The 25475-nt window shown below is 67.8% G+C and carries 26 protein-coding genes and 1 pseudogene; 13 read left to right on the top strand and 14 right to left on the bottom strand.

Annotated features, from left to right (window positions below):
• The first annotated feature begins 18 nt into the window (after positions 1-18).
• Positions 19-447 carry an ATP-binding protein gene (locus tag U5640_RS26270; protein ID WP_340378196.1) on the top strand — a complete coding sequence of 143 codons (429 nt, stop codon included), beginning with the start codon at positions 19-21 and terminating at the stop codon, positions 445-447.
• Positions 441-821: a hypothetical protein gene (locus U5640_RS26265; protein ID WP_340378195.1), complete on the top strand. Its 381-nt coding sequence runs from the start codon at positions 441-443 to the stop codon at positions 819-821. The genes U5640_RS26270 and U5640_RS26265 overlap by 7 nt, the downstream gene beginning before the upstream one ends.
• 1018 nt (positions 822-1839) lie before the next feature.
• On the opposite strand, the gene U5640_RS26260 is transcribed toward U5640_RS26265, so the two are convergent.
• From U5640_RS26260 to U5640_RS26240, 5 genes are all read right to left on the bottom strand, one after another.
• On the bottom strand, positions 1840-2418 hold the full coding sequence (locus U5640_RS26260; RefSeq protein ID WP_340378194.1) for a hypothetical protein: 579 nt from the start codon (positions 2416-2418) through the stop codon (positions 1840-1842).
• 559 nt (positions 2419-2977) lie between these two features.
• Complete coding sequence (locus tag U5640_RS26255; protein ID WP_340378193.1) at positions 2978-3307, bottom strand: hypothetical protein; 330 nt, start codon at positions 3305-3307, stop codon at positions 2978-2980.
• Positions 3300-4409 (bottom strand): CHAT domain-containing protein, encoded by a 1110-nt coding sequence (locus U5640_RS26250; protein WP_340378192.1) that lies wholly within the window; start codon positions 4407-4409, stop codon positions 3300-3302. Before U5640_RS26250 ends, U5640_RS26255 begins: the two co-directional genes overlap by 8 nt.
• Positions 4410-4572: 163 nt before the next feature.
• Positions 4573-6057, bottom strand: a complete 1485-nt coding sequence (locus U5640_RS26245) for a hypothetical protein (RefSeq protein ID WP_340378191.1) — start codon at positions 6055-6057, stop codon at positions 4573-4575.
• 485 nt (positions 6058-6542) lie between these two features.
• Positions 6543-7001, bottom strand: a complete 459-nt coding sequence (locus U5640_RS26240) for a site-specific integrase (RefSeq protein ID WP_340385345.1) — start codon at positions 6999-7001, stop codon at positions 6543-6545.
• 60 nt (positions 7002-7061) lie between these two features.
• On the opposite strand from U5640_RS26240, the gene U5640_RS26235 reads away from it, so the two are divergent.
• Positions 7062-7457, top strand: a complete 396-nt coding sequence (locus U5640_RS26235; RefSeq protein ID WP_340385717.1) for a hypothetical protein — start codon at positions 7062-7064, stop codon at positions 7455-7457.
• A gap of 131 nt (positions 7458-7588) precedes the next feature.
• On the opposite strand, the pseudogene U5640_RS26230 reads toward U5640_RS26235, so the two are convergent.
• The 3 genes and pseudogenes from U5640_RS26230 to U5640_RS26220 all read right to left on the bottom strand — a co-directional run.
• A pseudogene (locus U5640_RS26230) lies at positions 7589-7836 on the bottom strand (transposase); the annotation flags it as partial.
• A 244-nt stretch (positions 7837-8080) separates the two neighbouring features.
• Complete coding sequence (locus U5640_RS26225) at positions 8081-9289, bottom strand: IS701 family transposase (RefSeq protein ID WP_340385343.1); 1209 nt, start codon at positions 9287-9289, stop codon at positions 8081-8083.
• Positions 9290-9411: 122 nt separating this feature from the next.
• Positions 9412-9870: a TIGR03618 family F420-dependent PPOX class oxidoreductase gene (locus U5640_RS26220; protein ID WP_340378190.1), complete on the bottom strand. Its 459-nt coding sequence runs from the start codon at positions 9868-9870 to the stop codon at positions 9412-9414.
• A gap of 892 nt (positions 9871-10762) precedes the next feature.
• Here U5640_RS26220 and U5640_RS26215 point away from each other — a divergent pair.
• The 3 genes from U5640_RS26215 to U5640_RS26205 all read left to right on the top strand — a co-directional run bounded on the left by U5640_RS26215 (position 10763) and on the right by U5640_RS26205 (position 13747).
• Entirely contained in the window at positions 10763-11524 is a 762-nt protein-coding gene (locus U5640_RS26215; protein ID WP_340378189.1) for a hypothetical protein, read from the top strand.
• Positions 11525-11900: 376 nt separating this feature from the next.
• Positions 11901-12413, top strand: coding sequence for a DUF5994 family protein (locus U5640_RS26210; RefSeq protein ID WP_340378188.1), 513 nt, complete (start codon positions 11901-11903; stop codon positions 12411-12413).
• A gap of 140 nt (positions 12414-12553) precedes the next feature.
• Positions 12554-13747 (top strand): PP2C family protein-serine/threonine phosphatase, encoded by a 1194-nt coding sequence (locus tag U5640_RS26205; protein WP_340378187.1) that lies wholly within the window; start codon positions 12554-12556, stop codon positions 13745-13747.
• A 49-nt stretch (positions 13748-13796) separates the two neighbouring features.
• Here U5640_RS26205 and U5640_RS26200 read toward each other — a convergent pair whose 3' ends face one another.
• A complete protein-coding gene (locus tag U5640_RS26200) occupies positions 13797-14279 on the bottom strand; it encodes a DUF5994 family protein (RefSeq protein ID WP_340378186.1) in 483 nt (160 codons plus the stop codon).
• 396 nt (positions 14280-14675) lie between these two features.
• Here U5640_RS26200 and U5640_RS26195 point away from each other — a divergent pair, with 396 nt between their 5' ends.
• From U5640_RS26195 to U5640_RS26175, 5 genes are all read left to right on the top strand, one after another.
• A complete protein-coding gene (locus U5640_RS26195; RefSeq protein ID WP_340378185.1) occupies positions 14676-14960 on the top strand; it encodes a hypothetical protein in 285 nt (94 codons plus the stop codon).
• 556 nt (positions 14961-15516) lie between these two features.
• Complete coding sequence (locus U5640_RS26190) at positions 15517-15720, top strand: cold-shock protein (RefSeq protein WP_030342329.1); 204 nt, start codon at positions 15517-15519, stop codon at positions 15718-15720.
• 193 nt (positions 15721-15913) lie between these two features.
• Complete coding sequence (locus tag U5640_RS26185; RefSeq protein ID WP_340378184.1) at positions 15914-17380, top strand: DEAD/DEAH box helicase; 1467 nt, start codon at positions 15914-15916, stop codon at positions 17378-17380.
• Between the two features lie 44 nt (positions 17381-17424).
• Positions 17425-17772: a CBS domain-containing protein gene (locus U5640_RS26180; RefSeq protein WP_340378183.1), complete on the top strand. Its 348-nt coding sequence runs from the start codon at positions 17425-17427 to the stop codon at positions 17770-17772.
• Positions 17773-17819: 47 nt separating this feature from the next.
• Positions 17820-18134 (top strand): SCO5918 family protein, encoded by a 315-nt coding sequence (locus U5640_RS26175; RefSeq protein WP_340378182.1) that lies wholly within the window; start codon positions 17820-17822, stop codon positions 18132-18134.
• A gap of 65 nt (positions 18135-18199) precedes the next feature.
• Here U5640_RS26175 and U5640_RS26170 read toward each other — a convergent pair whose 3' ends face one another.
• Positions 18200-18346, bottom strand: a complete 147-nt coding sequence (locus tag U5640_RS26170; protein WP_340378181.1) for a hypothetical protein — start codon at positions 18344-18346, stop codon at positions 18200-18202.
• A gap of 591 nt (positions 18347-18937) precedes the next feature.
• Here U5640_RS26170 and U5640_RS26165 point away from each other — a divergent pair.
• Positions 18938-19288, top strand: coding sequence for a MerR family transcriptional regulator (locus U5640_RS26165; RefSeq protein ID WP_340378180.1), 351 nt, complete (start codon positions 18938-18940; stop codon positions 19286-19288).
• Between the two features lie 88 nt (positions 19289-19376).
• Here the strand turns inward: U5640_RS26165 and U5640_RS26160 are convergent, their stop codons facing one another.
• Positions 19377-19862 (bottom strand): hypothetical protein, encoded by a 486-nt coding sequence (locus U5640_RS26160; RefSeq protein WP_340378179.1) that lies wholly within the window; start codon positions 19860-19862, stop codon positions 19377-19379.
• A gap of 2 nt (positions 19863-19864) precedes the next feature.
• Positions 19865-20335 (bottom strand): VOC family protein, encoded by a 471-nt coding sequence (locus tag U5640_RS26155; protein ID WP_340378178.1) that lies wholly within the window; start codon positions 20333-20335, stop codon positions 19865-19867.
• Between the two features lie 141 nt (positions 20336-20476).
• Between U5640_RS26155 and U5640_RS26150 the strand changes: the two genes are divergently transcribed.
• Complete coding sequence (locus tag U5640_RS26150) at positions 20477-23605, top strand: BTAD domain-containing putative transcriptional regulator (RefSeq protein WP_340378177.1); 3129 nt, start codon at positions 20477-20479, stop codon at positions 23603-23605.
• Here the strand turns inward: U5640_RS26150 and U5640_RS26145 are convergent.
• Positions 23586-24377, bottom strand: coding sequence for an ABC transporter permease (locus U5640_RS26145; protein ID WP_340378176.1), 792 nt, complete (start codon positions 24375-24377; stop codon positions 23586-23588). The genes U5640_RS26150 and U5640_RS26145 overlap by 20 nt on opposite strands.
• Complete coding sequence (locus U5640_RS26140) at positions 24374-25339, bottom strand: ATP-binding cassette domain-containing protein (RefSeq protein ID WP_340378175.1); 966 nt, start codon at positions 25337-25339, stop codon at positions 24374-24376. Before U5640_RS26140 ends, U5640_RS26145 begins: the two co-directional genes overlap by 4 nt.
• Between the last annotated feature and the right edge of the window lie 136 nt (positions 25340-25475).

Below are 25475 nucleotides of genomic sequence, written 5' to 3'. Positions count from 1 at the left end.
CAGCATGAAGGAACTTGTATGCACGAGTATACGAGTATGACGCGAGTCTGGGGACTGTCTTGCCCAGGTTTCCCGGAAGAGGTCAGCCGAGCCCGCCGCTGGACCCGTGACATCCTGCGCGGCTCCCCTTTTGCCGAGGACGCCGAGCTGATCGTGAGCGAGCTGAGCGCCAACGCGATCCTCCACACCGCCAGCGGCCGGGACCAGGGCAGCTTTCACCTGGCCGTCGCGGTGTCCGCCCAGGTGGTTGCCGTCTCGGTGACGGACGACGGAGGCACGGGCACGGCCCCGAAGATCGAGCACCAGGACCAGGACGCCGAAGGCGGCCGCGGACTCGGCATGGTCAGCACGATTGCCCACCGGGTCGTCGTCCACGACAGCGAGGCCGGCCGCACAGTCACCGCGGAACTCTTCACGGACGTACGAGGAGGAGGGCATCTGTGCTGAGGACGACGACCAGCCCCGGTTTCTGGTGCGAGTGCTGGACACAGAACCTGGACGAGCAGCAGACGCCGACACTTTTCGGGTCCTACGACGCGAACGACGCCGTGGAAGCGAACAACTGGGTAGCGACAATCCTCCGCACCATCTCACCGGCCCTCGACACAGCATCCTGCGCGGAAGCGTGGGAACGGCTCTACGACCACCGCATCGACACCCGACGAGCACTCCTACGCCGGGAGTCCTGGACGGTGTCCATCACCTACGTCAGTACGCGCATCACGTGGACCGTTCGACCAGTGCTATTCCTGCCCATCGCGCACCGCCAGGGCGCCGAACTCCCCATGTGTGCATACGACTTCAAACCACCCACGCCCTGAGCGGCTGTCAAGCATCACCCGGGACCGGACAAGCCTCAGACACCCGGCTGCGTTACAACTTTCTCTACTGGTTCAAGCACCCGTCGTCGCTTCGCTCCTCCGGGCGGGCGCGGGCGACCGACGGCGCCCGCGCTCATGTCTCCGCCACGCTCGGCACCGCCGACCGCCCGCTCCCGCCCAAGAGGCAGGCACACGGGCATGAGGTCAGAACACGTCGTGGCTGGGGCGGTCGCCGGGCACACCGAGCACTCAGATCCTGTCGTGTTCGTTCAGGTTCCGAAGAAGCTCAGGTGAATCAGCTACAGCAGCTCGGGCGTCCGCCACGGCCCTTTTAAGACGTGACCTCCAGAAGAGTCGTGAACGTTGTGGATGCCAGAGCGCGTAATAGACGACTTCACTCGCCGCGTTCAAGCCACGAGCATGCAGGGTTGTAAGACCTCCGCCGTACTCAGGATCAGGGTGCTGCTCGTAGCTTCGACGACTCTCCAAGTAGAAGGCCACTCGAGTTCTCGCGTACCACTCAGACACATCGCGTGGCACCCCAGCGATCATGGCGGCTGACTCAAAAGTGTGAATCGCCCTACGTAGCCGACCCCACTCTTCCAGATCCCCTTTGGACCAAACCGCTTCCTCTAGAGCCGTCATTGCGGCGCGAGCAGCAGCACGAGCCTGGCGACGCTCCGGTGCAGCACTGACATACTGGGCAACGACTGCACCCGCACTGCCCGCTCCAAGGAGCTGAAGCACCCCCACAAGATCCACCACAGAAGGACCGTATCAGCGGTCCAACGCCCATCTACGGTGTTTGAGCAACTGGGCCGTCTCGGGGCCGTACGAGGGTGTTCAACGACAACCAACGCTGACAACCACCGACAGCTAAGTCGCAGTTCGCAGCGTTGATTGACAATGCGGACGCAGGTCAGGAAGCCGGCCTCTCACTTCTTCGACTACTGATTCCCCGCGGCGGCACTTGACTCGCACAGTGAGATTCCGCCGACCGTGATGCCAAGATCTGGGTTCACGAGGCGAAGAGGGCCGCAACCTGGGCTACGAGCCCGACAGCAATGAAGAACCAACCGACCACCTGTTCATGTAGGCCTTCAAGGGCATCACGCTTCGCCTGTTCATCGAGCGCCGAGATCTGCGCTCCAAGGTCCGAAGCAACTTGTTGATCTCCCTTGTCTCGGACCTGCTCCTCCTGTCTCAGGTCATGTTGCACGTCCTGAGCCAACTGGAAGACGCGGTTCAGCCGACGCTCAACCTCTGCCGTGAAGGCTGCTGGCTCCTGCGTTACGTCTGGCAAGGGCCCGAACTGTACGAGGCCACGGACACTCATCGCGGCCTCCACGGACAGAGCCGTGGCGAGGGTGGCCGTGATGGTTGGAGCGGGTCGTCGAAATGCGCGGCGAACGGCACGGGCGAGACCAGAACGCCAGCGCTCAACCATCGCAGCTTCGGTTGCGAGCACGCGCCTGAAGAACGGATCGCCAGGGGTAGCGACACTCTTGAACGTTCGGCGAAAGCCGTCGGCAGCATTGAGCAGCCCTAGAGCCGAAAACCCAACGCTGATCAAGTTGAACGTCGTTTCAGCGGACACAGGATCATCATGATGTCGGGTAGCAGATCAAGTCACGCGGTCAGGGTGCCGGTCGTATCGGAGGTCAGCCTCGGAGTAGGCCCTAGACGCCCTGAGCTTCCCAAGCTGAGGGGGTCAGGCATCGTCGCCACGGCTCGGCCGGCGCGGCTAGCTCTGGTCGACGTCATGGCAGCGTGGCTGGGGCCGGTTGGGGCGCAGCGAGGCACACGCGTGCGTGGTCGGTCGGCGCGCCCGCCGTCGTGGCTGGCTGTCGTCGGCTGAGGTTCAGACGGGCTCAGGATCGACTCTGGAAGTGGTGACCGTGCCGCCGTCGCAAGGGGGCGAGGACTCAGGGTTTGGGCCGCCGGAAGGGCGTGGTTGGCGGTCCGGCAGGGGCTGTGAGGGGCAACGATCTTTCGCCGGGCGAGCTGACATCAGTGCTGACATCAACGTCGGCGGACGGGGGCAGACAGTGACGGTCCAGTACGACTATGGTCACAGGCCGGTGACCCTGCTCACCTGCGTGTCCTTCACCGTTATGAGAATGGCCAGTTCGCAACAATCACCCAGGGACCTCTAATCAATCTTCGCCTTCGATCTCCCGGGTGAAGGTGAAGGTTAGGCCACCAGTTCCTCCGACCTCGCCGCCACTACCGAGGATGCTCAAGGTTCCTTTGGCTGTAACCTCTGCACTGACTGTGACCTCACGTAGTTGGTAGCCCTTGAGGCTGACTGGCGTCGCCGATAGCACATCACCCAACGCCTCGACGAAATTACCTACCCTTTGACGCAGATCACTTACTGGAATTTCCTGGCGGGAAAGCTCGGCCTCGCTGGGCCGCCAACGAAATGCCCCCCTTTCCCCGCTTGCAATTCCAACCACTGAGATCTTGTCGCTATCCTCAGCCACTCGAGTCCTCCTCTTCGGGTTTCTCAACGTAGATGTCGCCGTCAGCATAGGTAGTGTATAGAATCCCCAGAGGGTTTCGATATCCGGCCAAAATGGCCCTCTTGGCCTGCAATATGGACTGGCCGAGCGATTGACCACCCAGGAATTCCCTATAGAACATCCCGGAAAATGCGGCAGCCACCCGGTCGGGAACAGCGGCTTCCGTTCCGACAAATCCAATATATCCGTTGCGAAGGAAAAATGCCGGGAGCGACGCGCCGGTCATCGGCTCCGCCACAGCGCTGGAGCAAGCATTCAAAAATACCAGAGGGAGATTTTTACTCCGCCCCGCAGCGAGCGGCTGACTCACTAGAAGCTGACCAGATCGCTCTTCCAGATGCATCAACCGAACGTCGACGTCCTGCCTTTCTCCGCTCAAACGTATAGTCACATCCGTCGGGATATCTGGGCCGGTCTGACAGTGGCATGCGAAATGCAGCATGTCGGGCCATCGTTTACCCATCCCTGAAATCCCACAGAGGATTTCAGCCAGTATCCCGTCTCTATCTACGACACGCCCTCCAGGCCAGGGGCCACGCACGGCGAGACGTGAACCGTAACTGTGAAATTTATCAATCTCCTTGTCAATCTTTTCGAGCGCAACGTTCCGAAAAAGTGTAACGGCCAGCTCATTCGCGTCGGTGAGCACCGGAACACATACCCTGCCAACTTGACGGAGAGGGAGCTGCGCCACCGGCCCATCGCTAATATGCCGTCGAACATTTGCTGCGATTCCCGGAAATCGACTCGCTTCCTCGAACAGCGTCCTTTCGTCGCTAATCTTCGCAGATTTATCGCCATAGCGGAAAACCGGAAAGAACTCAAGCGGTATAACAGTGTCTACCTCGCTGATTAGTTGGATACTAGGTGGAAATTCTGAGTGGTATCCAGCATCAGGGAATAGATCATCAAAGATATCCAAGAAGCGTGGAAGCTCTTTACCGAAGAGTCGAGCAAGCATCGCTCTTCCAACAAGACTGAGCTCCGACATTCCGGACTCCACATCTTGCCATTCCTCCGGATCCTCCAATGTGGACTGCATGCTCCGCCGCAGGTGGTTCACCGCCTTTTCGATGGCTAGACGAGCAGCCAAAAGGTCCCCTGGCTTTACCGCAAAGTCCCCTAGATCAAGGTCTCCCCCGTTCAATGACCGATACAGAGTGAGCAGCACTGGAGGGCCAGAAGCCACACGGATAGACAGCGACGGCGGGACCGGCGGAATCATGCTAACCCTCTACCGCAAGGAGAACTGTCATCCGGAGAACGTGGACGAGCCGCGAGTATTGGTACACCGTGACCCACATAGGGCATGGACCCAATCCAGAGGGCGTGCGGAATTCGAAATCGGCAATGGCATGTCCGTCAGAGGTTGGGAGGTTTACTTCACGACGCCTCGGCTCGAAAATAAATTCCTCACTCTCTGGAACCAATCTCAATTGAGCCATGTCTGCGACTCTCCCTGGAACTGATATATTTTCCCACCCTCGCGCACCCCTCGCCGGCGTCACGAAATTAACGCGGATAATATATTCTTTTTCTGGAGACAGAATCGCTTCTTCCGGATAGGATCCGACAAAGGTGTGATTTGTATTCAAAATCGTCACGCTAAGGCCTCCGTTAAGTGCAGTCAGTTCGGGGCCCCGGAGGGATCGCTCCATCGCATGCACGACAACATCTCCAACACCCTGCGAGACCCGCGCTCCCACCCCTTCTAGACGCTGGTCTATTACCGTAGAGAGTTCTCCAAGTATGTCCTCTGGTGTCGACTCGAATCCCTCTTGGAGGAGGATTTGGGCTCGCTGGTCCACCAGTCTTGTAAAAAGCTGCTGACTGCAGCCAAACAAAATGGCCCAAGCGATTATTTGCGCTGACGAATCAAGCCCTCCTAGCCCCGGTATAAAACCGCCAATCATGAGTAGCAGCCCAGTTACCGCAGCAATCGCCCCAGTCGCCAGCTTCAATAGAGAGGTTGCCAATGGCAGGGCGAAAGGAAGAACGCTACCGCGCATGTGCCGTAGCCCGGCCACAACGGTCAGTGCGGCGCCTAGGATGCCTGCGGACTCGACAATTGCGGCATCCGCCGGACTCGGGTAACTTCCGCTCGGACAGACATATGGCGCCTCGGGCCGAACGGCGCTAAAGCAGAGAGACAAGGCGCCTGTTGGGCCTAGCACCAATGCTATGAGGCCAGCAATGATGAATAGAAGTGCGGTAGAAGTCAGCAGAATATTACGGAAGCTGCGCAGACGTGCCAGGCGTGTAAGATTATTGAGATTGGCCGCACGGATAGCCGCAATCACGACATCTCGATCAAGCTTTGAGCGGCCGCCACGTGCCGCTGCCAGATGCATGGCCTCCAATCTGGATCGGCGTGGATCTCCGACCGGAAGCTGAGTGCGAACGCGATGCGTTATCTCGGGCAAGGCTGTTAGAAGGAATTCCTCACGAACAACTTCTAGTAGAATTTCCTCAGCGGCACCGATATCCTCAATCGCCCCCTCTGCCGAATTTCCAGTCAACATGCGGAGAGGATGGCGATTCTTAGCCACATTTCGCGCTTTGTGCAGTCTCTGAAGGGCTGCAGAAGAAGCTTCTCGTTCGATTCCAGATTTGGCAGAATCACGTTCTATTGCGCCTGCTAGGGATTCCAGCTCTGCGATCTGTACTAGCGTTCTTTCCTGCCAAGTAGAGCCACGCTGGTCGGCCGCCATGGCCCTCGACCCGGCTTCGCGTAGAGGTTCGGGCATACTGTCATCATGATTGAGTAGAGCTAACTACGCACCCGCAGTTGCGCCATCCGGGTCTGCCACTCGCTAGATAATGGTCCGGCCGCTGTCACGGGCCCACCATCACGACTTGGCCCTTGGTCGACGCCACCAGCAGCGTGGCTGAGGCCGGTGGGGGCAGCGAGGCGCACGCGTGCGTGGTCGGTCGACGCACCCGCCGTCGTGGCTGAGGTTCGTGCCACTGACGTGCCAGATGCAGGGGTCAGCCGCGGTCAACGGGGGTGTCTCGCGGTCGAGTTCTCGGCAGCCTGACCAGGTATCGAAGCTCCAGGTCAGCGCCCCCACTCCCCCGCCTCTCTCCTAAAGCGGGTGTCGCAGGTTCGAATCCTGCCGGGGGCACCAGGCAAAAGGCCCCGGACCGATCATGGTCCGGGGCCTTTGACATCCACTTTTGACATCTACGAGGGCGGTCAGCCACGACCGGGGCGCCTCTTCCTGAGGGGCCGATCCATGTGGCTCATGGCTTCGCGCTGCGTGTCCTGTACGACGTGGGTGTACACGTCCATGGTGATGCTGCTCTGGGAGTGGCCGAGGATCTCCCTCCCGACGCGGGGCGCGACTCCGGCCGCGGTGAGGAGGGTGGCGTTGCCGTGGCGGGCGTCGTGGAGTCGGATGAGGCGGAGGTCGACGGACTCGGCGACGCGGGTGAAGGAGCGGAGGCCAGCCACACGGTCACGCAGAGATCTTCGACCAAGAGGGCACCCGTGCTGAGGCGACAACCAGTCCCGGCTTCTGGTGTGAGTGCTGGACCCGAACCTGATGAGGCCAGACCTCAAGGCTGTGCTTGCCGGGCGCCGCCCTCGGTCCACGGGCGAAGCCTTCCCTACTTGGATCCACCGACCGCGCGCTACTGTGCACGACGAACTCATCAAGGGTGCGCCACTGGGGGAATCTTGAAAGCCGCTGACACCACGGTAGGCACCCGGCCCGTGCTGAGAGCTGAGCATGTTGCCCTGTTCGGGCTGTTGCTGACCGCTGGCGCGCTGTTCGAACGGCTCAGCGCTTTGAGGGGCGGTCGCCAGTACGTCTTCTGCCACGCTTCGGAGGCTGTTGACCGTCTGACATACACCGCGCTTGCTCTGGTGCTGTCGGCCGGCGCCGTATCGACCCTCAGCGCAATCGCTCTCTGGTGGAACAAACCGCGGAGCGCCCTTCTCCACCTCGCATGCATGATCACTGTGGTTGCACTGCTCATAGCAGCAGACGGCGTGGACGCTCGCGGGGAGAGTCGCGCTGCAACGATCGCAGCCCAACGGCCTGTCGGTGACAAGTGCGACTACATCCCTCAGGACTACACGGCGACACCAGGATGGTTCTACTGGTGAGCACGACTCCTCGCAGCGACCACGGGAGCCGTCATGGTGGGCTCTGCAGTACGGCAGCGGAGTACAGCGACCACTGTGACCGTGCCGGACCGGCAACACCTCCCGGCGACCGGCTGACCGGCGGCGCAGGGTCATGCCCCCTGTAGTGGTGTAACCGTGCGGGGTTGATCAGCGGGGAAATAGATCTTGTCCATGCTGCCTTCGGGTAGGTAGCGGCGAGGGAAGGCGATCCATTCGTCGTGTGCATCTCGATGAGGACGGCGGTGGTGAGGCGTTCGAGGGCGTCGATGTTGGGGAAGATCTGGACGACGTCGACGCGGCGCTTGATCTCCCGGTTGACCCGCTCCAGGGGGTTGGTCGACTGGATCTTCTTCCAATGTCGCTCGGGGGTGCGGTGCATCGCAAGGCGGAGCGTCGCCCGCGTAGTGGATGTACTCGGGTGATGCGACAAACGCGGCGAGGTGCCGTGCCGGGCGTCGCGAGCCGGTGAACCTTTCCGGTCACGGCACTAGTAGTGCTTGGTCAGGTGGATATCGGTTCTGGCATGTTGCGGTGACAGGTGGGGCAGGCGCCGGTCCAGACCGCGAGCAGTAGCTGCAGTTCGCGGGCGACCTTGTAGAGGCTCAGGCCGGCGCCGTCTCTTTTGGGGACCGGGTGATGCGCTGGAGGGTGCAGAAGGCGTGCGCGACGGAGACCAGGGTGACGTGGTGGTGCCAGCCTCGCCAGGTGCGGCCTTCGAAGTGGGCCAGGCCCAGGGCCTGCTTCATCTCGCGGTAGTCGTGCTCGATGCGCCAGCGCAGCTTCGCGGTGCGCACGAGGGTGGCCAGCGGAGTGTCGGCGGGCAGGTTGGACAGCCAGAACTGGACGGGTTCGGGCTCGGTGGCGGGCCATTCGGCCAGCAGCCAGCGCACCGGCAGCTCCGGGCCGTCGCAGGCTTTGCGGATCTCGCGTCCGGCGGGCCTGATCCGCAGGGCCACGAACCGCGAGTACATCCGTTTCAAGCCGCTGCGGCCGCTGCCCGGGCGGGAGCCTTCCCGCCACTGCACCGGCTTGGCCGCCCGCTTGCCGGCCGCGATGACCAGCTTTTTCACGGCCTGGGCCGGCTCGGGGTAAACAGGCTGCGGCCGAGGCCCTCGACCGCCGTAGGGCGGGATGTGGGGCCTGGCTTCTTCCGGCTGGGCAGTGGTCGTGGTGGAGATGCCCACCACGTAGTCAAGGCCGCGCTCCTCCAGGCCGAGGCGGAAGGCTGCGGCGTCGCCGTAGCCGCCGTCGGCGACGACGAGCGGGATGTCGATGCCCCACGACTGCGTCTCGTCGATCATGTCCAGGGCCAGCTGCCACTTCTCGACATGGCCGACCTCTTCGGGGATGCCGCACTTCGTGCGGCGGGCCACCTTGGCCGCATCGGCCTTCGGCGAGGCGGGGTCCCAGCTCTCGGGCAGGAACAAGCGCCAGTCGACGGCGGCCGACGCCGCATCGGAGGCCATGTGCAGGGACACCCCGGCCTGGCAGTTGGTGACCTTGCCCGCGGTGCCGGTGTACTGCCGGGCCACACAGGCAGAGGCGTCCCCGTCCTTGAGGAAGCCGGTGTCATCCACGATCAGCGCGGTCGGCTTGATCACGTGCTGCATCCGCCAGGCGAGGCGGGCACGGACATGGGCCGCGTCCCACGGGCTGGTGGTGATGAAGTTCGCCAGGGCCTGCCGGTTGCCGTCCTCGCCCAGACGGGCGGCCATCGGTTCCACCGACTTGCGCCGCCCGTCCAGCAGCAGCCCCCGCAGATACACCTGGCCCCACCGGCGCTGATCCGCCCGCGAGAACGGCTCGAACATCTCCGCCGCGAAGTCCTCCAGATCACACCGGACCGCGGCCAACTCCCCACCCAGCACAACACGTCAACGACACACCCGATCAAACGGACACGCCACCGGCGAATCAACCTGACCAGGCACTACTAGCCGTCGATATCCAAGGCCGTCCCGTACAGCCGCTCCACCCTCAACCGAATAACGATCCTGCGCTCGGCGACCAACTGCTTGAGGAACGCATCTTCGTCCTCCGGCTTCGCGGCCGCCGGGATCATCGCGAGCAGTTCCCGCCCGACCGCGTCGCCTGGAACCGCAGTGATCTCGGAAGCCTCCGCCGCGCCCTCGGCGACGGCGAACGACCAGACGTCGCCACCCTGCACATGCAGCGCCGCGCGCGGGTTGCGCTGCAAGTGCTTGACCTTGATGCGGTCGGCCGTGGTGGACAGCCTCACGATGCGGGCCTCGGGGTCCCAGCTGTAGAGCATCGTGGTCAGGTGCGGATGGCCGCTTTGCTTGACAGTGGCGAGGGTCCCGAACTGCTGCCTGGCGAGTAGATCGGAGAGGGCTTCATTGGACAGGGAGCGAGGCGCTGGTCCTTGAGTCATGCTGTGATCAACTTCCGTAACGTCCCCGGCATTCCACGGCCCTCTTGTGCCCTGCCATCCACTTTCGCAACAGGCCTACATGGTGGAGCCCTGGTCCGTATGGGGCACCGCCCTCGGCACGAAGAGGCTCAGCCGAAACGTGGTCGGTTGCGTCAGGCGCCCACAGAGCCTGTCCACCCGCACCGCCGTCCAGTCAATCTGGGTGCTCGACGCCCGGAGGCGGCGGATATGAGCGTTCCAGTCCGACTCATCCCGGGTTTCGAAGAGCACCTCCCAGCGGCCCGCTTCAGGCGCGAAGCGAGCAGCAGCCCGCTGCACCTCGTCCTGCTGGTGACGCCTTCTCTTGCGCTGCCCTGGCATCTGCCCAGCATCACCAGCTTCGACCATGACAGCAAGGCCATTACCCGTCCCCAAGACCAGAGCCCCCTCCCCCACCCTCTCGGATCATGGTCCCTAGCCGGTCGGCGATGGCCCGGTCGGCGATGGCCCGGTCACGATCGCTGGTCATGTGCTGATAGATCAGTGCGGCGCGCGAGCTCCGCGGGGACTCCCCCGCGACTCTGGGTGTGATCCAGTCGTCGCGGAAGTTGCTCCGCCGGAGCTGGCCGCCCCGTGGGCCGATGAAGACGTGTCCGTCATGGGCGGGCGCGGCGAACTGTTCCAGGTGGCGTGTGACGTCGTCGAGCAGCTCGGCGGGGAAGCCGCCGAAAGCATGGGTCTTCCCAAGCTGAGGTTCCCGAGAGATCTGTCTCTCAGCCAGTGGCTCCGGGCGGGCAAGCCCGGACAGGCCGCTGCTGGATCGACTGTCACGGTGTCATATGCTCACGCCACCTGCCACGCCGGTGACCTGGGGGATTGACAGTCACCGGGCGGCCCGATCCATGGGGGACTCATGCGTTCAGCTTCCAGAAGCGCCGTTCTCACCGGCGCCCTCGCCCTGTGCGGCACCGTGCTCGCCGTCCCGTCCGCCCACGCGGTGGAGACCGACGTAGTGATCAAAAAGGTGTCCGTGAACGGCGGGAAGTCCATCGTCTTCGGCACGTCCCGGACGGAGTCGTTCACCATCTCGGTGACCGCCTCCGACGACTCGGGGATCAAGAACGGCGGATTCCTGCAGATCGATCGGGACAAGGACGGCGAGTACTGGTCCTACCACGGCGTCCCCAGCTGCACCGCCAGCAGCACCACGACGTCCACCTGCAAGCTCACCGTCAAGCTCGAGCGTGACATCGACCTCCCCCGCAACACCCTCGCGGGCCCCTGGGACGTGTACGTCCAGCTCGACTCCAAGGACGGTGACTCCTACAGCGACGTCTACGGGACCCACCCCGTGAAGCGGCGCTCGACGCTCAGTGTCGACGCGGCGCCCGAGCCGGTCGTCAAGGGCAAGACCATCACTGTCACGGGCAAGCTGGCACGCGCCAACTGGGACAGGTACACGTACGCGGGCTACGCCGCGCAGCCCGTCAGGCTTCAGTTCCGCCCCAAGGGCAGCAGCACCTACACGACGGTCAAGACCGTGACGAGCGACGCGGCGGGCAAGCTGAAGGCGAGCGTCAAGGCCGCCTCCGACGGCTACTGGCGCTGGAGCTTCGCCGGCACCAGCACGACAGCGGCGCTGAAGTCGGCGGAAGACTTCGTCGACGTACGCTGACGCAGGTACCCACCCCCCGTCAGCCAGAGGCAACCTCGCCGGAGGCTGACGCAGGTCGGGACCCCTCGCATTACCGCTCACCTGGGATTTCTCACCGGGAGGCGCATCAACCGGCCTCGGACTCGTCGTCCGGGGCCGTTTGCGTCTGCCCGGCCCCGTGGCCCCCAGCGCCGTACCAGCCGCGGCAGTCATGCCACCCGCCGCTGCTGTACGGATGCGCCCTCCGCGCGGCGGTTGAGCCCCGCGCCGTGCGTCACGGCCGGGAGTACTCTGACAGTTACCGAGAGCTTTTCGGCCGCACGACCAGGCGAGGCCGTTCCCGGCGAGTGAGAGACGCGCGGGCAGCCGAAGGTGCCGCCCGGGACGGGATCGCACGATGGACACCCGCACAGAGCCCGCCGAAGGCACACCACCAGGTGACGCGCACACCTACCGGATGCCCTTGCCCCGTCTGAGCCTCACGCCGGGCGTCAGCCACGGCCCGCTGGACGGAGCGTGGTGGCCGCGCTGCGACGCACTGGAACTGGAGCTGCCCGCGCTGGTCGGCTCACTGGACCCGGCCATCGGCACCGTCACCCGGGTCAGCGTGGACCCCGCGTCCTGGCCCGATGCCCCGCGGACAGTGATGGCGCCCGGCCACGTGATCGAGGTGGTCCGCAGCGACCGCGCCGCCGAAGCGCATGCCATCACCCTGGACTGCAGCAGCACGGGACGCTGGGAACTGCTGGTCATCCCACCCGACGAACCGGCCGGAGCGGCCGCCCGGATGCTGACCGCCGCCGCCGACCCGGAGAACCCGCTGTCGGCTCCACGCATCCTGGCACTCGTCGAGAACGGCCTCGACACAGAAGCGGCAGAGGAGCCGGAAGGAGGCCCCGGACTCAGGTGAGAGGCCCGACGCGGTCGGGCCCACGTGACCGGCCGACCGGTCCGGTCGTCGACGCAACCGGGTGGAGCCATGGCACGAACGGTCTCTTCGTCGTCCCCCACCGCGGCGCCCCGTCCGCCCGGACCACGGCGAGTGGGCGGATGATGCCCGGACGGGGCGCGGACCGCTCCGAGAGCTTCGGGGAAGCGCTGCTGGGAGCGGTTCTCGACCGTGCGCACGAGCTTCCTCCCCATCTCATCGGGCCCTTGGTCGCCGACGTGGTGGAGCGGCTGGGGGGCCGCCGTCCGCAGATTCTCCTGCAGGACTACGGCCAGCTGATGCTCGTACCCCTGCCCGGCGACGGCCTCGCGGACGGGGCGCCGCAGCTGATCGACGATTCCGACGCGGGCCGCTGCTTTCTCGACGCCCTCCGCGTCGAGGTGTCCGGCGACGACGGCGTACGGGTCCACCTGCCGCTGCTGGACGGCGGTGACCAGGTGGGTGTCATGGTGGTGACGCTGGAGAGGGTCGACGACCACGACCGCCGCCTGCTGCACAGGATCTCCGGTCTGGTGGCCGACCTGCTGGTGACCAAGCACGGCTACTCCGACCTGTTCTTCGCCACCCGACGTGACGAGCCGATGAGCGTCGCCGCTGAGATCCAGTGGTCCCTGCTGCCACCGCTGGCGATGATCATGCCCAGGGTCGCCGTGGCCGGGATCCTGGAACCCGCCTACGACGTGGCGGGTGACAGCTTCGACTACGCGCTCAACGGGGACATCCTCCACGTGGTCGTGATCGACGCAATGGGGCACGGCCTGGACGCGGCCACGATGGCCACGGTGGCCATCGGCGCCTACCGGCACGCCCGCCGCGCCGGCATCGGGCTGGCGCAGATCTACGACTCCATGGACCGCGCCGTGGCGGAGCAGTTCGGTCCCGAGCACTTCGTCACCGCGCAGATGATGCAGCTGGACACGACGACAGGACGGGTCCAGTGGGTCAACGCGGGGCACCCGTCGGCGATCCTCGTCCGCAACCACCGCGTCGTGGGCCGTCTGGACGCCCCGACGACCCTCCCTGTCGGCCTGGGCGGTGCGGAGCCACTGATCAGCGAACTGGGACTGGAGCGCGGGGACCGCGTCCTCTGCTTCAGCGACGGGCTCGTCGAGGAGCACAAGATGAGCAGGGAGGAGTTCGGGGAGGACCAGCTGATCACCTGTGTCGACCAGCTGGAGAGAAGCGGTCGCGGCGTCCGGGCGGTGACCCGCTCCCTGTCCCACACGCTCAAGCGGGCGCGGGGCGGACACACCACGGACGACGCGACGCTGCTCATGGTGGAGTGGCGTGGATGACCTCCGTCGCCGTCGTTCGTCGGCCTCGGCCCAGGGACGGGACGGCTCGTCAGCCGGACGGCTCCTCTCTGCTCCCGGTGTCGATGAGGATCTGTTCCGCCTGGCTGATGTTGTCCGCCCGGACGGCCTGGGCCATCGCGGCACGCGCGGCCTCCGGTGTCGTGTGCGGCGGGACCACCAGCAGTGAGAACACGTCCTGGGCGCCGCGGGTGATCAGGACGGTGTCATCGCCCACCGGGAAGGAGTCGACGTGCACCACCCGGTCGTCGACGACGATCCGCGTCGGGAGCCCTTCCCAGGCAGCGGAGTCCAGCCCGACGCGCGTCACGGGGCCGAGATGTGCGACGAGAGCGCTCAGCAGCGCGGGCAGCTCGGCACCGATGTCGCGCGACCGCGGCCACCACGCACCGTCCAGGACACCTTCACGCGACCGCGTCGTCTCCAGCCGGAGCAGCGCACACCCCGGTCGCACAGCCGCGTGAACGCCACTCGGCAGCTGCCGGGAAACAGGGGGCGAATCGGAGTCGGTCATAAGGGACCACCCGTCTTCCGGAACCGGTGCGAACACGGGACGCCTCGCTCCTGTCACGCTACTCCGCAACGCCGGGGGGCCGGAATCTCCGGGATCGGCCCGACCCCGGTCACTGCTTCGACGGTGGGAATCACTGCCGCGGCATACGCTTCGGGGTATGGGCGTATGCGGAAGCGCGGCGGCAGCCGGACGCCGGACGTTGCGAGCGGTCGCTGCACCATGCCCTCAGCGCCACCGCCCGCAGGAGGTGACCGTGGATGCCCATGGGCCGCCGCGGGCAACGCCTGGGCCCACCTCGTCGCGGCGACTCCGGAGACCGACAAGACGTCGACGGCTACGGAGCCTGCCGCCCCTGTCAGGCCCGCACCGTCGGCCACGAGCCCGAGAGCGACAGCCATGACGACACTCCGTGAACGCAAGACCTATCGCACAGCAATTCTCCGAACCCTGTACGGGGCGGTCGAACGCAACAGTCCCGAGGTCAGCGGAGCGATGCTCCGTGACGAGGTCCGTCTTCCCGACGCGGACCTCTCCGCGGCATGCGCCTACCTGGCCGACGCCGGCCTGATCACCGTCGACTGGACATCACACAAGACTCCCGCCACCGCCTCGCTGACCCATGAGGGCATCCGCTTCATGGAGGAGAAGGAAGATTCGGCTGCACCCCCACAGGGTGACTGAACGGCGTGACCGAGACGGCGCCCGGTCGCTCCCTGCCCGAGCCTCCCGGGAAACAGCTGGGGAGCCACGGGCTCTCGGCAGGCCGCGGCCCGCCGCAGCGGTGGCCGACGTGCCTGCCCGGGTGCGGGTGGTCCCGTCCGACTGCCTGCCGGCCACCGGCGTCGCGTTCCTCGCAGGGGATGTGACCTTCATCGCGGCAGCGGAGTACCGGGTGGTTCGGCGCTGCGCCACCCCCCTGACGACGGTGGCGGCGGCACACCCTCCGACGGCGGAGGTCATGGGGCTGCGGGCGGACGTGCGCGGCAGAAAATCCGCTCCACGGAAGAGCAATATCTGTGTCCACGACATGAGAAATAGACGCCGGGCACGGCCAGTATTCCTCATCGGTCGGTCGACTCGGAATTTTCGACCGCGCAGGGCCGGTCGCACCGTGCTACTGTCGATCTCAGTTGCAGGTGTGGTTACCAGTAGGTTCATTTCCGACGGGGTGATCATCACGGCGACACGGAATTCGCACAGGGCGAATTCCTGACACCGCCTCCGAAGGAGAAATGACATGGCTACTGGCACCGTGAAGTGGTTCAACGCGGAAAAGGGTTTCGGCTTCATCGAGCAGGACGGCGGCGGCCCCGACGTCTTCGCCCACTACTCGAACATCGCCGCCCAGGGCTTCCGTGAGCTGCTGGAAGGCCAGAAGGTGTCGTTCGACATCGCTCAGGGCCAGAAGGGTCCGACGGCCGAGAACATCGTTCCCGCCTGACCCCTGCGCTGACGCAGACTTCGCAGCTGGGGCCCGCACCTCTGGGGTGCGGGCCCCAGCTCGCTGCTTTTCAGGGCGCGCGACGGGAAGGCTCCGACTCGCCCCACATCGACTTCGGCTCGTCTCGAAATTCTCTGCGCCGCTCATTTTCTGCGGGAATTCCTTGCCACGTGCCCGCCAAGGAAGGTTCCGCATGCAGCGTGCCCGTACATCCCGCACATATGACCGCTCCGGTGGTCCGCGCCGTTCCAGCGCCTACGGAAAACGACAGCCGGGACGAGCCCTGCAGGGCGAGTTCACGCCCCCGAAGACGCTCACACCCCCGCTGCCCGCCGTCGGGTCGTTCGCCGATCTCGCCATGCCCGCACGGCTGTTGGCCGCGCTCGGCCACGAAGGGGTGACCGTACCCTTCCCGATCCAGGCGGCGACCCTGCCGAACTCCCTGGCCGGTCGTGACGTACTCGGCCGCGGCCGCACCGGCTCGGGCAAGACCCTCGCCTTCGGCCTCGCCGTGCTGGCCCGTACGGCGGGGCGGCGTGCCGAGCCACGGCAGCCGCTCGCCCTTGTCCTCGTTCCCACCCGCGAGCTCGCCCAGCAGGTCACCGACGCGCTCACTCCGTACGCCCGCTCCGTGAGCCTGCGGATGGCCGCCGTCGTCGGAGGGATGTCCATCGGCAGACAGGCCGGTGCGCTGCGCTCCGGGGCCGAGGTGGTCGTCGCGACGCCCGGGCGACTCAAGGACCTCATCGAGCGGGGCGACTGCCGGCTGGACGAGGTCGCCGTCACGGTCCTCGACGAGGCCGACCAGATGGCCGACATGGGCTTCATGCCCCAGGTCACCGCCCTGCTCGACCAGGTACGTCCCGACGGGCAGCGGATGCTCTTCTCGGCCACCCTGGACCGCAACGTCAACCTGCTGGTCCGCCGCTACCTGACAGATCCGGTCGTGCACTCCGTCGACCCGTCAGCGGGCGCGGTCACCACGATGGAGCATCACGTACTCCATGTTCATGACGCGGACAAGCACCGGACGACCACCGAGATCGCGGCGCGAGACGGTCGAGTGATCATGTTCCTCGACACCAAGCACGCGGTGGACCGGCTGACCGCGCACCTGCTGAGCAACGGTGTCCGCGCCGCCGCCCTGCACGGTGGTAAGTCCCAGCCGCAGCGCACGCGGACCCTGGCCCAGTTCAAGAGCGGGCAGGTGACGGTCCTGGTGGCCACCAACGTCGCGGCGCGCGGGATCCACGTCGACAACCTCGATCTCGTCGTCAATGTCGATCCGCCCAGCGACCACAAGGACTACCTGCACCGGGGCGGTCGTACGGCCCGTGCGGGCGAGTCCGGCAGCGTCGTCACCCTGGTGACCCCTGATCAGCGTCGCGGCATGAGCCGGCTGATGACCGCGGCGGGCATCACCCCCCGGATCGCCCGGGTGCGGTCGGGCGAGGCGGAGTTGAGCCGCATCACCGGTGCCCAGGCGCCTTCCGGCGTCCCGGTCGTCATCGCCGCGCCGGACGCGGAACGTCCCCGTGGCGCGTCTTCCCCGTCCCGGGGCCGTCGGGGCCGCCGGGGTCACGCCGGACAGGGCGGGCCCGTCGGCGAAGCGGCGCGCCGCAGGGCACAGCGGCAGCCCCGCTTCGGGTCGGCCGCCTAGAGCCGCCTGTGATCACCAGCCCATCCCTTCCGGCAGGAGGCACCATGACGACGACTCAGGCGCAGGACCAGGCAGCGGACCACTCCCCCGAGCCCGGGGTGGGCGACGGGGACATGCCCGGACCTCGGGTCCGTGACGACATGACGGTCGAGGTGGCTCTGTCCCTCATGGCCGGAGCCCGTGTCAACCACCTCGTCCTGTGCGACGGGGACGACCAGAGCACGGGGCTGATCACCCTGGCCCGGCTCGCCGTTCTCCGCGGCAGCCCCACCTACACGGACCGGATCCGTCTACGGGACATCCTCGGCGGACCGTCCACCGCGCCGGGTACTCGGCCCGAGGCCGTCGGGGAGCATGGCCGGACCCATGGCGTCCCCGCTCTCGCCCGCTGATCGGTCCCACCCGTGCGGCCCTTTCTCCTTCTCCTCTGTGAGGCATCATGCGCTGTGTCATCGCCCGGTACCCGTTCGAGCTCACCAAGAACGGGGTGCTGGCCTCGATGAAGGGCATCACTCCCGAGCTCGTCACGGGTGAGTCCGTGACCATCGGCCGCCGCCGCTACCCGGTCAAGCAGGTGGGCCAGGTCATCACCCGGCAGGACCGCCGCGACTTCACCAGCCGCGAAGTCGTCCGGGCCATGACCAGCCTCGGTTTCACCTGCCACGCCCACCCCGACGCCGCGCCGGTGTGCGTCCCCACTCCGTTCCAGACCGCTTCGGCGCTGCTCGGAGGCACTGCCACGCCGGAGGTGTGAACACGGGCGGAGAACCGCCATCAAGGACCCGGTGAGGGCCCTGCCGACGCGCGTCGGCAGGGCCCTCACCGTCGTATCGCCGCCCTGCGTATCGCCGCGGCCACGACGCTCCGGGCCGAGCGGAGGACGAGGCGACGCCCCGTGCCCACCGTGGCCGGGACGAACGCGGCGTGCGGGACCGCGGGGAGGACGGCCACGCTCTCGCCGTCCACGGCAGCGCCTTTACCCGTCATCGCCGGCCACAGGAGACCTGTGACCCTCGACCGCCAAAATCTACTCTTGCCAGAGTAGACATCGCCCCCTGGCGCGGTTAGTCTTTTTCTCGTTGACACGGTCAAGCGAGACCCGGCAGACATGAACTGGCGGGTAGCAGTACGTAAAGTCGCAGGTCAGTGCGGCTCTGGAGTTCCGAAGCCAAGGTGTTCGCAGAACGGTGACGGGGCTGAGAGCCGGACTGGGCAGCCCGCAGGTCGAGGGGCTGCCGAACGCATCACCGAGCAGTACCGCAGTAACCGCAGTACCCGTTCACCAAGTGGTCGGTCATGTGAGAAAGGACGGAATAGCAGACGCCATCAGGATCGCCCGGCCCGGGGAGCTCTCGGTCCGGGTACCGCAAGACCCCGGAATGGATGGTGGTCCCCGGTCACGCAGCCGCGATCCCCGCACCCCCGCCCTCGCTGGGCCGGGTAGCGGAAACAGAAGGTCGGCAGAGCATGAGGGCCGACGGATGGTGTTTCATTTCCTTCGGGGCCCTGGTGCCGTTCGGCACCAGGGCCCCTCGACGCGTTGCACAACGAGGTGACATGGCAGCAGATATTCCACTCAGCGATCGTCTGGACGACGACGACTACCCCGCGTACACCATGGGCCGGGCCGCCGCGATGCTCGGCACCACGCCGGCCTTCCTCCGAGCCATCGGTGAGGCTCGCCTGATCACTCCGCTGCGCTCGGAGGGCGGACATCGCCGCTACTCCCGCTACCAGCTGCGGATCGCCGCCCGCGCCCGCGAGCTCGTCGACAGGGGAACCCCGATCGACGCCGCATGCCGCATCATCATCCTCGAGGACCAGCTCGAGGAAGCTCAGCGCATCAACGCCGAGTACCGCCGTGCGGCGAACGCGGCTTCCGAGAGCTCCGATCCCGGTTCGAGCTGATCACTTGGGCGCAGGCAAGGGGAGGAAAAGGCTCTCCGCATGCTCGGCCGCGTACATGGAAGGCGACCGGGGCAGGCCAAGTCCCCGCTCAGCGTCCGGCACGGCAGCCCCGCCTCCTCTCCCCCCGCCGGCCGCTGCCGTACGACCTGTTCCAGGCGATCCACAGGACCAGAGCCGTGCCGAGGCCCGTGCCGGCGGATTGCCAGGCCGCTCGGGCGAGCAGCGCGGAGCGGTCGGTGACCGCCCAGTCCTGGCCCGCGTACAGCGGGATGTCCGTCCGGAGTTCCTCATCGGCGGCGAAGGAGAGTCCGTGGATCTCACCGCTGCCGCGGCGCCCTCCCGGCAGGTGCCACATGCCGTGGCACGGGCCGCCCGCCGTGCAGTGGACGTATCCTTCCGTCTTCGTGCGGTGCCCGTCGGTGAAGCGGTACGTGTTCTGCGCCGCGAGGAACAACGGCAGCGCGAGCGCGCACAGGCATACGGACAGCAGCGCCCGCGACCACGGCCCGAGCCCGCTCAGCAGCTCGGCGACCCAGGACGCCGGGCCCCTGCCGCCGCCCTCGCCGGCCGGCACGGTCAGGCCGGGGTGGTCGTGTCCTGAGCGGAGGCCGTGCAGGCCTCGGGGCCCTGCTCCACCGCCTTCGGGTCCATCCACATGACCTGCCAGCCGTGGCCGTCGAGGTCGTAGAAGCTGCGGGAGTACATGAAGCCGTGGTCCTCCGCGCCGTCCGCCTCGGAGGCGCCCGCCGCGAGTGCGGCGGCACTGACCTCGTCGACCTCGTCGCGGGAGGAGACGCTGAAGCAGTACAGCGCCGGCGTGTGCGTGGTGGGGTCGGCGCTCGGCAGTTGCGCGAACTCCGCGAACTTCTCGCGGGTGAGCAGCATGACGAACGCGTGCTCGCCGACCAGCATGCAGGCGGCGGTCTCGTCGGTGAAGTGCGGGTTGAAACGGAAGCCGAGGCCGGCGAAGAACGCCCTGCTGCGTTCGAGGTCGGCCACGGGGAGGTTCACGAACAGCATGCGGCCGGGGTGTGCGGGCGCGGTCATGGCGGGTCTCCAGTCGGTGTCTCGTGACGTGGGTCCAGCGACCCACGTCACGCTCGTCTCTCGCTTGTCGGTGTGCGCGTCCTGGTAGACCGGTCCGGTCGGCGGAAGTCATCGGTGGTTCGCCGTCGATAACCTGACCGGGTGAAGACCGAGTTGACCCTCCTGTCGCGCGTGGCCTACCGCGGACAGGAGATCACCGCGCCCCGGCTGCGGGGGCTGCTGGCGCTGCTCGCGGGCGAGCTGCGCTCCGGTCGCAGTGTGGCGGGGCTCGTGGACGGGCTGTGGCGGGACGAGCTGCCGGCCAACCCGGCCGGCGCGCTGCGGATCCTGGTCTCCCGGGCCCGGTCCCAGCTCGGGGCCGACGTCGTCGTCAACACCCCGACCGGCTACCGGCTGGCGCTGGGTGAGGAGCAGGTCGACAGCGCGGCGGTGGTGCGGTGCGCCGAGGCGAGCGCCCGGCAGGCACGGGCCGGGGATCATGCCGCCTCCCTGGCGAGCGCGGAGGAGGGCCTGGGCCACTGGGACGCGGTGCCCGGGTCCGAGGCCGCGCCGGGCGATCCGGTGGCGGAGCTGCGGGCCGGGCGGGCGCCGTACTACCACTCCCTGGTCCGCCTGCGCGCGCTCGCGCTCGCCCGGCTGGGGCGGGGCGGCGAGGCGATGGCTCCGCTGACCGAGGTCTTCGCGGGGGCGCCGCGCGACGAGGAGGTCCTGGCCGAACTGCTGCGCGCCGAGGCGGCCACGGCCGGGCCCTCGGCGGCGCTGGCCCGCTATGACGTGTACCGGCGCGAGCTGCGTGAGGGGCTCGGCACCGACCCCGGGGGCCGGCTGAAGGCCGTGCAGCAGGAGCTGCTGCGGGCCGAGGCCCCCGTCGTCCGTCACGGGGTGCCGCACGATCCGAATCCGCTGCTGGGGCGGGACGGGGATCTCACCGCGGTGGCGGGGCTGCTGCGCTCGTCGCGGCTGGTCTCGATCGTCGGGCCCGGTGGGCTGGGCAAGACGCGGCTCGCGTACGCCGTCGGCCGGCAGGCGGAGCAGCGGGTGGTGCACTTCGTGTCGCTGGCCGGGGTCCGCGCGGACGAGGACGTGGCCGGTGAGGTGGCGTCGGCGGTCGGCGGGGAGGCGCCGCGCGTCGGGTCGTACGGCGGGGCGGACGGCGGCAGGGTGGACGTGCCCGCCGGAATCGTCGCCGCGCTCGGTGCCGGCCCCGCGCTGCTGGTGCTGGACAACTGCGAGCAGGTCGTGCGGGGTGCCGCCGGTCTGGTGCGGGAGCTGGTGGCGCGGTCCAGGGACCTGCGGCTGCTGGTCACCAGCAGGGCGCCGCTGGGGCTGAGTTCGGAGGCGGTGTACCCGTTGCCGCAGCTGAGCCCGGCGACCTCGGTCGAGCTGTTCGAGCAGCGGGCCCGGGCCGCGCGCCCCGATGTCGGGCTGCCGCCCGGGGCGGTGGCGGAGCTGTGCGGGCATCTGGACGGGCTGCCGCTCGCCCTGGAGCTGGCGGCGGCGCGGGTGCGGGTGCTGTCGGTACCCGAGATCGGCCGCCGCCTGGGCGACCGGTTCGCGCTGCTGCGCGGCGGGAGCCGGGACGCGCCCGAGCGGCATCGCACCCTGCACGCGGTCGTGGAGTGGAGCTGGAACCTGCTGGAGGAGGACGCGCGGGCGGCGCTGCGGGCGTTGTCGGTGTTCCCCGGCGGCTTCGACGAGGCGGCGGCGGAACGGCTGCTGGGTGAGGGCGGGGACGCGCTGTACCTGCTGGAGCAACTGGTGGACCAGTCGTTGCTGCAGGCCGTCGACACCGCGGCCGGGATCCGCTTCCGCATGCTGGAGACCGTGCGGGAGTTCAGCGCCGCCCGGCGGGCGGCCGCCGGGGAGGAGGGGGCGGTCACCGACCGGTTCCTCGGCTGGGCGCGGGACTTCGGACGGGCCAACCACGATCTGATGGCCGGTCCGGAGCCGCTGCGGCACTGGGCACGGCTGCGCGCCGAGCAGGACAACCTGGTCCTCGCCCTGCGCTGTGCCCTCGCCCGCGGGGACGGGGACACGGTCGCGGCGGCCGGTGCGGTGCTGGCCGGCATCTGGCTCACCGACGCCACCAGCTTCCACCGGGTCCTGACCCTGGCCGACGACACCGCGGCGCCGCTGTCGCACTACCGCCCCGACGCGCGGTACACCGACGTCACCCGCACCCTCAGCGCGCTGTGCACCGCCGCCCCGTTCATCGGGTACGGCCCGCTGCGGGCGCGCCATCTCGTCACGCTGCGCCGGCTGCCGCCCGCGGAGCCGGACACCCTGCTGCGGGCGCTCGCCGTCGTGCTGTGCGCCCTTCCGGACATGCGTCCGCCCGGCTACGAGGCGCTGCGGGCCCTGTGCGCGAGCGAGGCGCCGCTGCTGGCGGGCGTCGCGGAGTGTGTGGCCAGCTACCTCTGGGAGTACGAGCACCAGCCGGAGCGTGCGCTGTCCTCCGCCCGGCGGCTGCTCGCCGCGGTCGACGCCGTGCCGAACCCGTCGCTCAGGCTGCTCGGCCACTCCCGGTGCAGCGAGCTGTGCGCGGACGCCGGCCTGGGCGAGGAGGCGTACCGGCATCTGCTGGCCGCGCTGGAGACCCTGCAGCACCTGAACGACCAGTCGCCCATGACGGGTCTGCACCGGGGGCTGGCGTTGGCCTGCCTGCAGCGCGGTGAGCCGGACGAGGCGGAGGAGTGGCTGCGGCGCGTGGAGCGGAGCCAGCCGGCGGAGCAGACCTCGGCCGTGGCGACCGACCTGGCCGCGCGGGCCGAGATCGCGCTGGCCCGCGGGCTGACCGAGGTGGGTCTGCGGCGGTGGCGGACGGCCGTGGAGCGGCTGCGCGGGGGCGACTCGCCGCCGGTCGACCCGACCACGGAGGTGTGGGCGCGGGCGATCGCGGCCTACGCGGTGGCCGCGCACGCGTACGCCGGGCGGCTGGAGCCGGTGGCCGAGCTGGTGGCCGAGCTGGAGGACCGGCTGCTCGACGGCGCCTCCCGCCCGGCCGGGGGGACCGCGGGGTCCGGCATCGACGTACTGGCCCTCGGTCTGGTGCGGCTCCACGCGGGCGACCCCTCGGCGGTACCGCTGCTGGTGCTGGCGGGGCGGATGCAGGTGCCGCAGACGTTCCCGACGATGTCCGCCGACCGGGCCCGGCGGGCCGCGCGGGAGGCCGACGGGGCGGCGTACGCCGACGCGGTGTCGGAGTACGCCGCCCTGGGGTGGGACGGGTTGTGGGAGGCGACCCGCGCGCTCATTTCGAGTCGCGGTTGAACTGCGCGGTCGACCAGCGGTAGCCGAGCGCGGTGAGGCCGGCACACCAGGCGAGCGCGATCCAGCCGTTGTTGCCGATCCCGGTGCCGAGGAGCAGGCCGCGCAGGGTCTCGATGGCCGGGGTGAACGGCTGGTACTCGGCGATCGGCCGGAACCAGCCGGGCATCGTGTCGGCCGGGATGAAGGCGCTGGAGATGAGCGGCAGGAGGATCAGCGGCATCGCCATGTTGCTGGCCGCCTCGGGGTTCGGGCTGGCCAGGCCCATGCCGACCGCGATCCAGGTGAGCGCCAGGGCGAAGAGCGCGACCAGGGCGAACGCCGCGAGCCATTCCAGGAGGGTGGCGTCGGTGGAGCGGAAGCCGATGGCCACGGCGACGGCGCCGACGAGGACCACGCTGGCGATCGACTGGATCACACTGCCGAGGACATGCCCGACGATCACGGAGCCGCGGTAGACGGCCATCGTGCGGAAGCGGGCGATCAGACCCTCGTTCATGTCCATGGAGACGTACACCGCGGCCCCGATCACGGTGCTGCCGACGGTCATCAGCAGGATGCCGGGGACGATGTAGGCGATGTAGTCGGAGCGGTCCGCGCCACCGCCGCCGATGCCCGTGCTCATCACGTCGCCGAAGATGTAGACGAAGAGCAGCAGCATCATGATCGGGGTGAGCAGCAGGTTCAGGGTCGCGGACGGGTAGCGCCACGCGTGCAGGAGATTGCGGCGCAGCATGGTGGAGGAGTCGCGGACGGCCAGGGCGAGGGTGTTCATCGGACGGTCTCCTCGGGCTGGGCGGGACGGTCGGCGGGGCCGGTGAGGGCGAAGAAGACGTCGTCGAGGTCGGGGGTGTGGACGGTGAGTTCGTCGGCCTCGATGCCGGCGGTGTCCAGCCGGTCGAGGAGGGAGCGCAGTTCGCGCTGGCTGCCGCCGCAGGGGATCTGCAGGGCGAGTGCCTCGTCGTCGCGGGTGACCTCGCGCAGTTCGGCGGTGGCGTGCCGGTAGACGGCGGGGTCGGTGAAGCGGAGGCGGACGTGTCCGCCGGGGACGAGGCGTTTGAGTTCCTCGGCGGTGCCTTCCGCGACGAGGGCGCCGCCGTGGAGGACGGCGATGCGGTCGGCGAGTTCGTCGGCCTCCTCCAGGTACTGGGTGGTGAGCAGGACGGTGACGCCGTCGGAGACGAGTTCGCGGATGATCTGCCACATGTTGTGGCGGGAGCGGGGGTCGAGGCCGGTGGTGGGTTCGTCGAGGTAGATGATCCGGGGGCTGCCGACCAGGGTCATGGCGAGGTCGAGGCGGCGTTTCATGCCGCCGGAGTAGGTCGAGACGGGTTTCTTCGCGGCGTCGGTGAGGTCGAAGCGTTCCAGCAGGGCGGCGGCGACCCGCCGGCCCTCGCTGCGCGGCAGGTGGTGCAGGTCCGCCATGAGGAGCATGTTCTCCTCGCCGGTGATCAGGCCGTCGACGGCGGAGAACTGCCCGGTGACCCCGATCGCGGCGCGCACGGCCTGCGGGTCGGTGCGCAGGTCGTGGCCGCCGATGCGGATCTCGCCGGCGTCGGCGGTGATGAGCGTGGAGAGGATCTTGACGGCGGTCGTCTTGCCGGCCCCGTTCGGGCCGAGCAGGGAGAAGACCGTGCCGGCGGGCACGTGCAGGTCGATGCCGTCCAGGACCGTTCTGTCCCCGAAGGACTTCCGCAGCCCCGTGGCCGCGATGGCGGTGGTGTGGGTCGTCGTCATGCCCCGGAGTCTGCGGGGCGCCGCGTTCAGCGGCCTTTCAGCGTCGTTTCACCGCCCTGGGCGACCGGGAACACGCTGAAACGGGCGGTGAGACCGGCCGGCGGCTCGGCTCGTCCCGCCTGCGGAAAAAGGTGTT

This window comes from Streptomyces sp. SS7 (assembly GCF_037993025.1).
Classification (GTDB): domain Bacteria; phylum Actinomycetota; class Actinomycetes; order Streptomycetales; family Streptomycetaceae; genus Streptomyces.
Note: the sequence above shows the minus strand (reverse complement) of the source record. Positions and strands in the feature narration are given on the sequence as shown.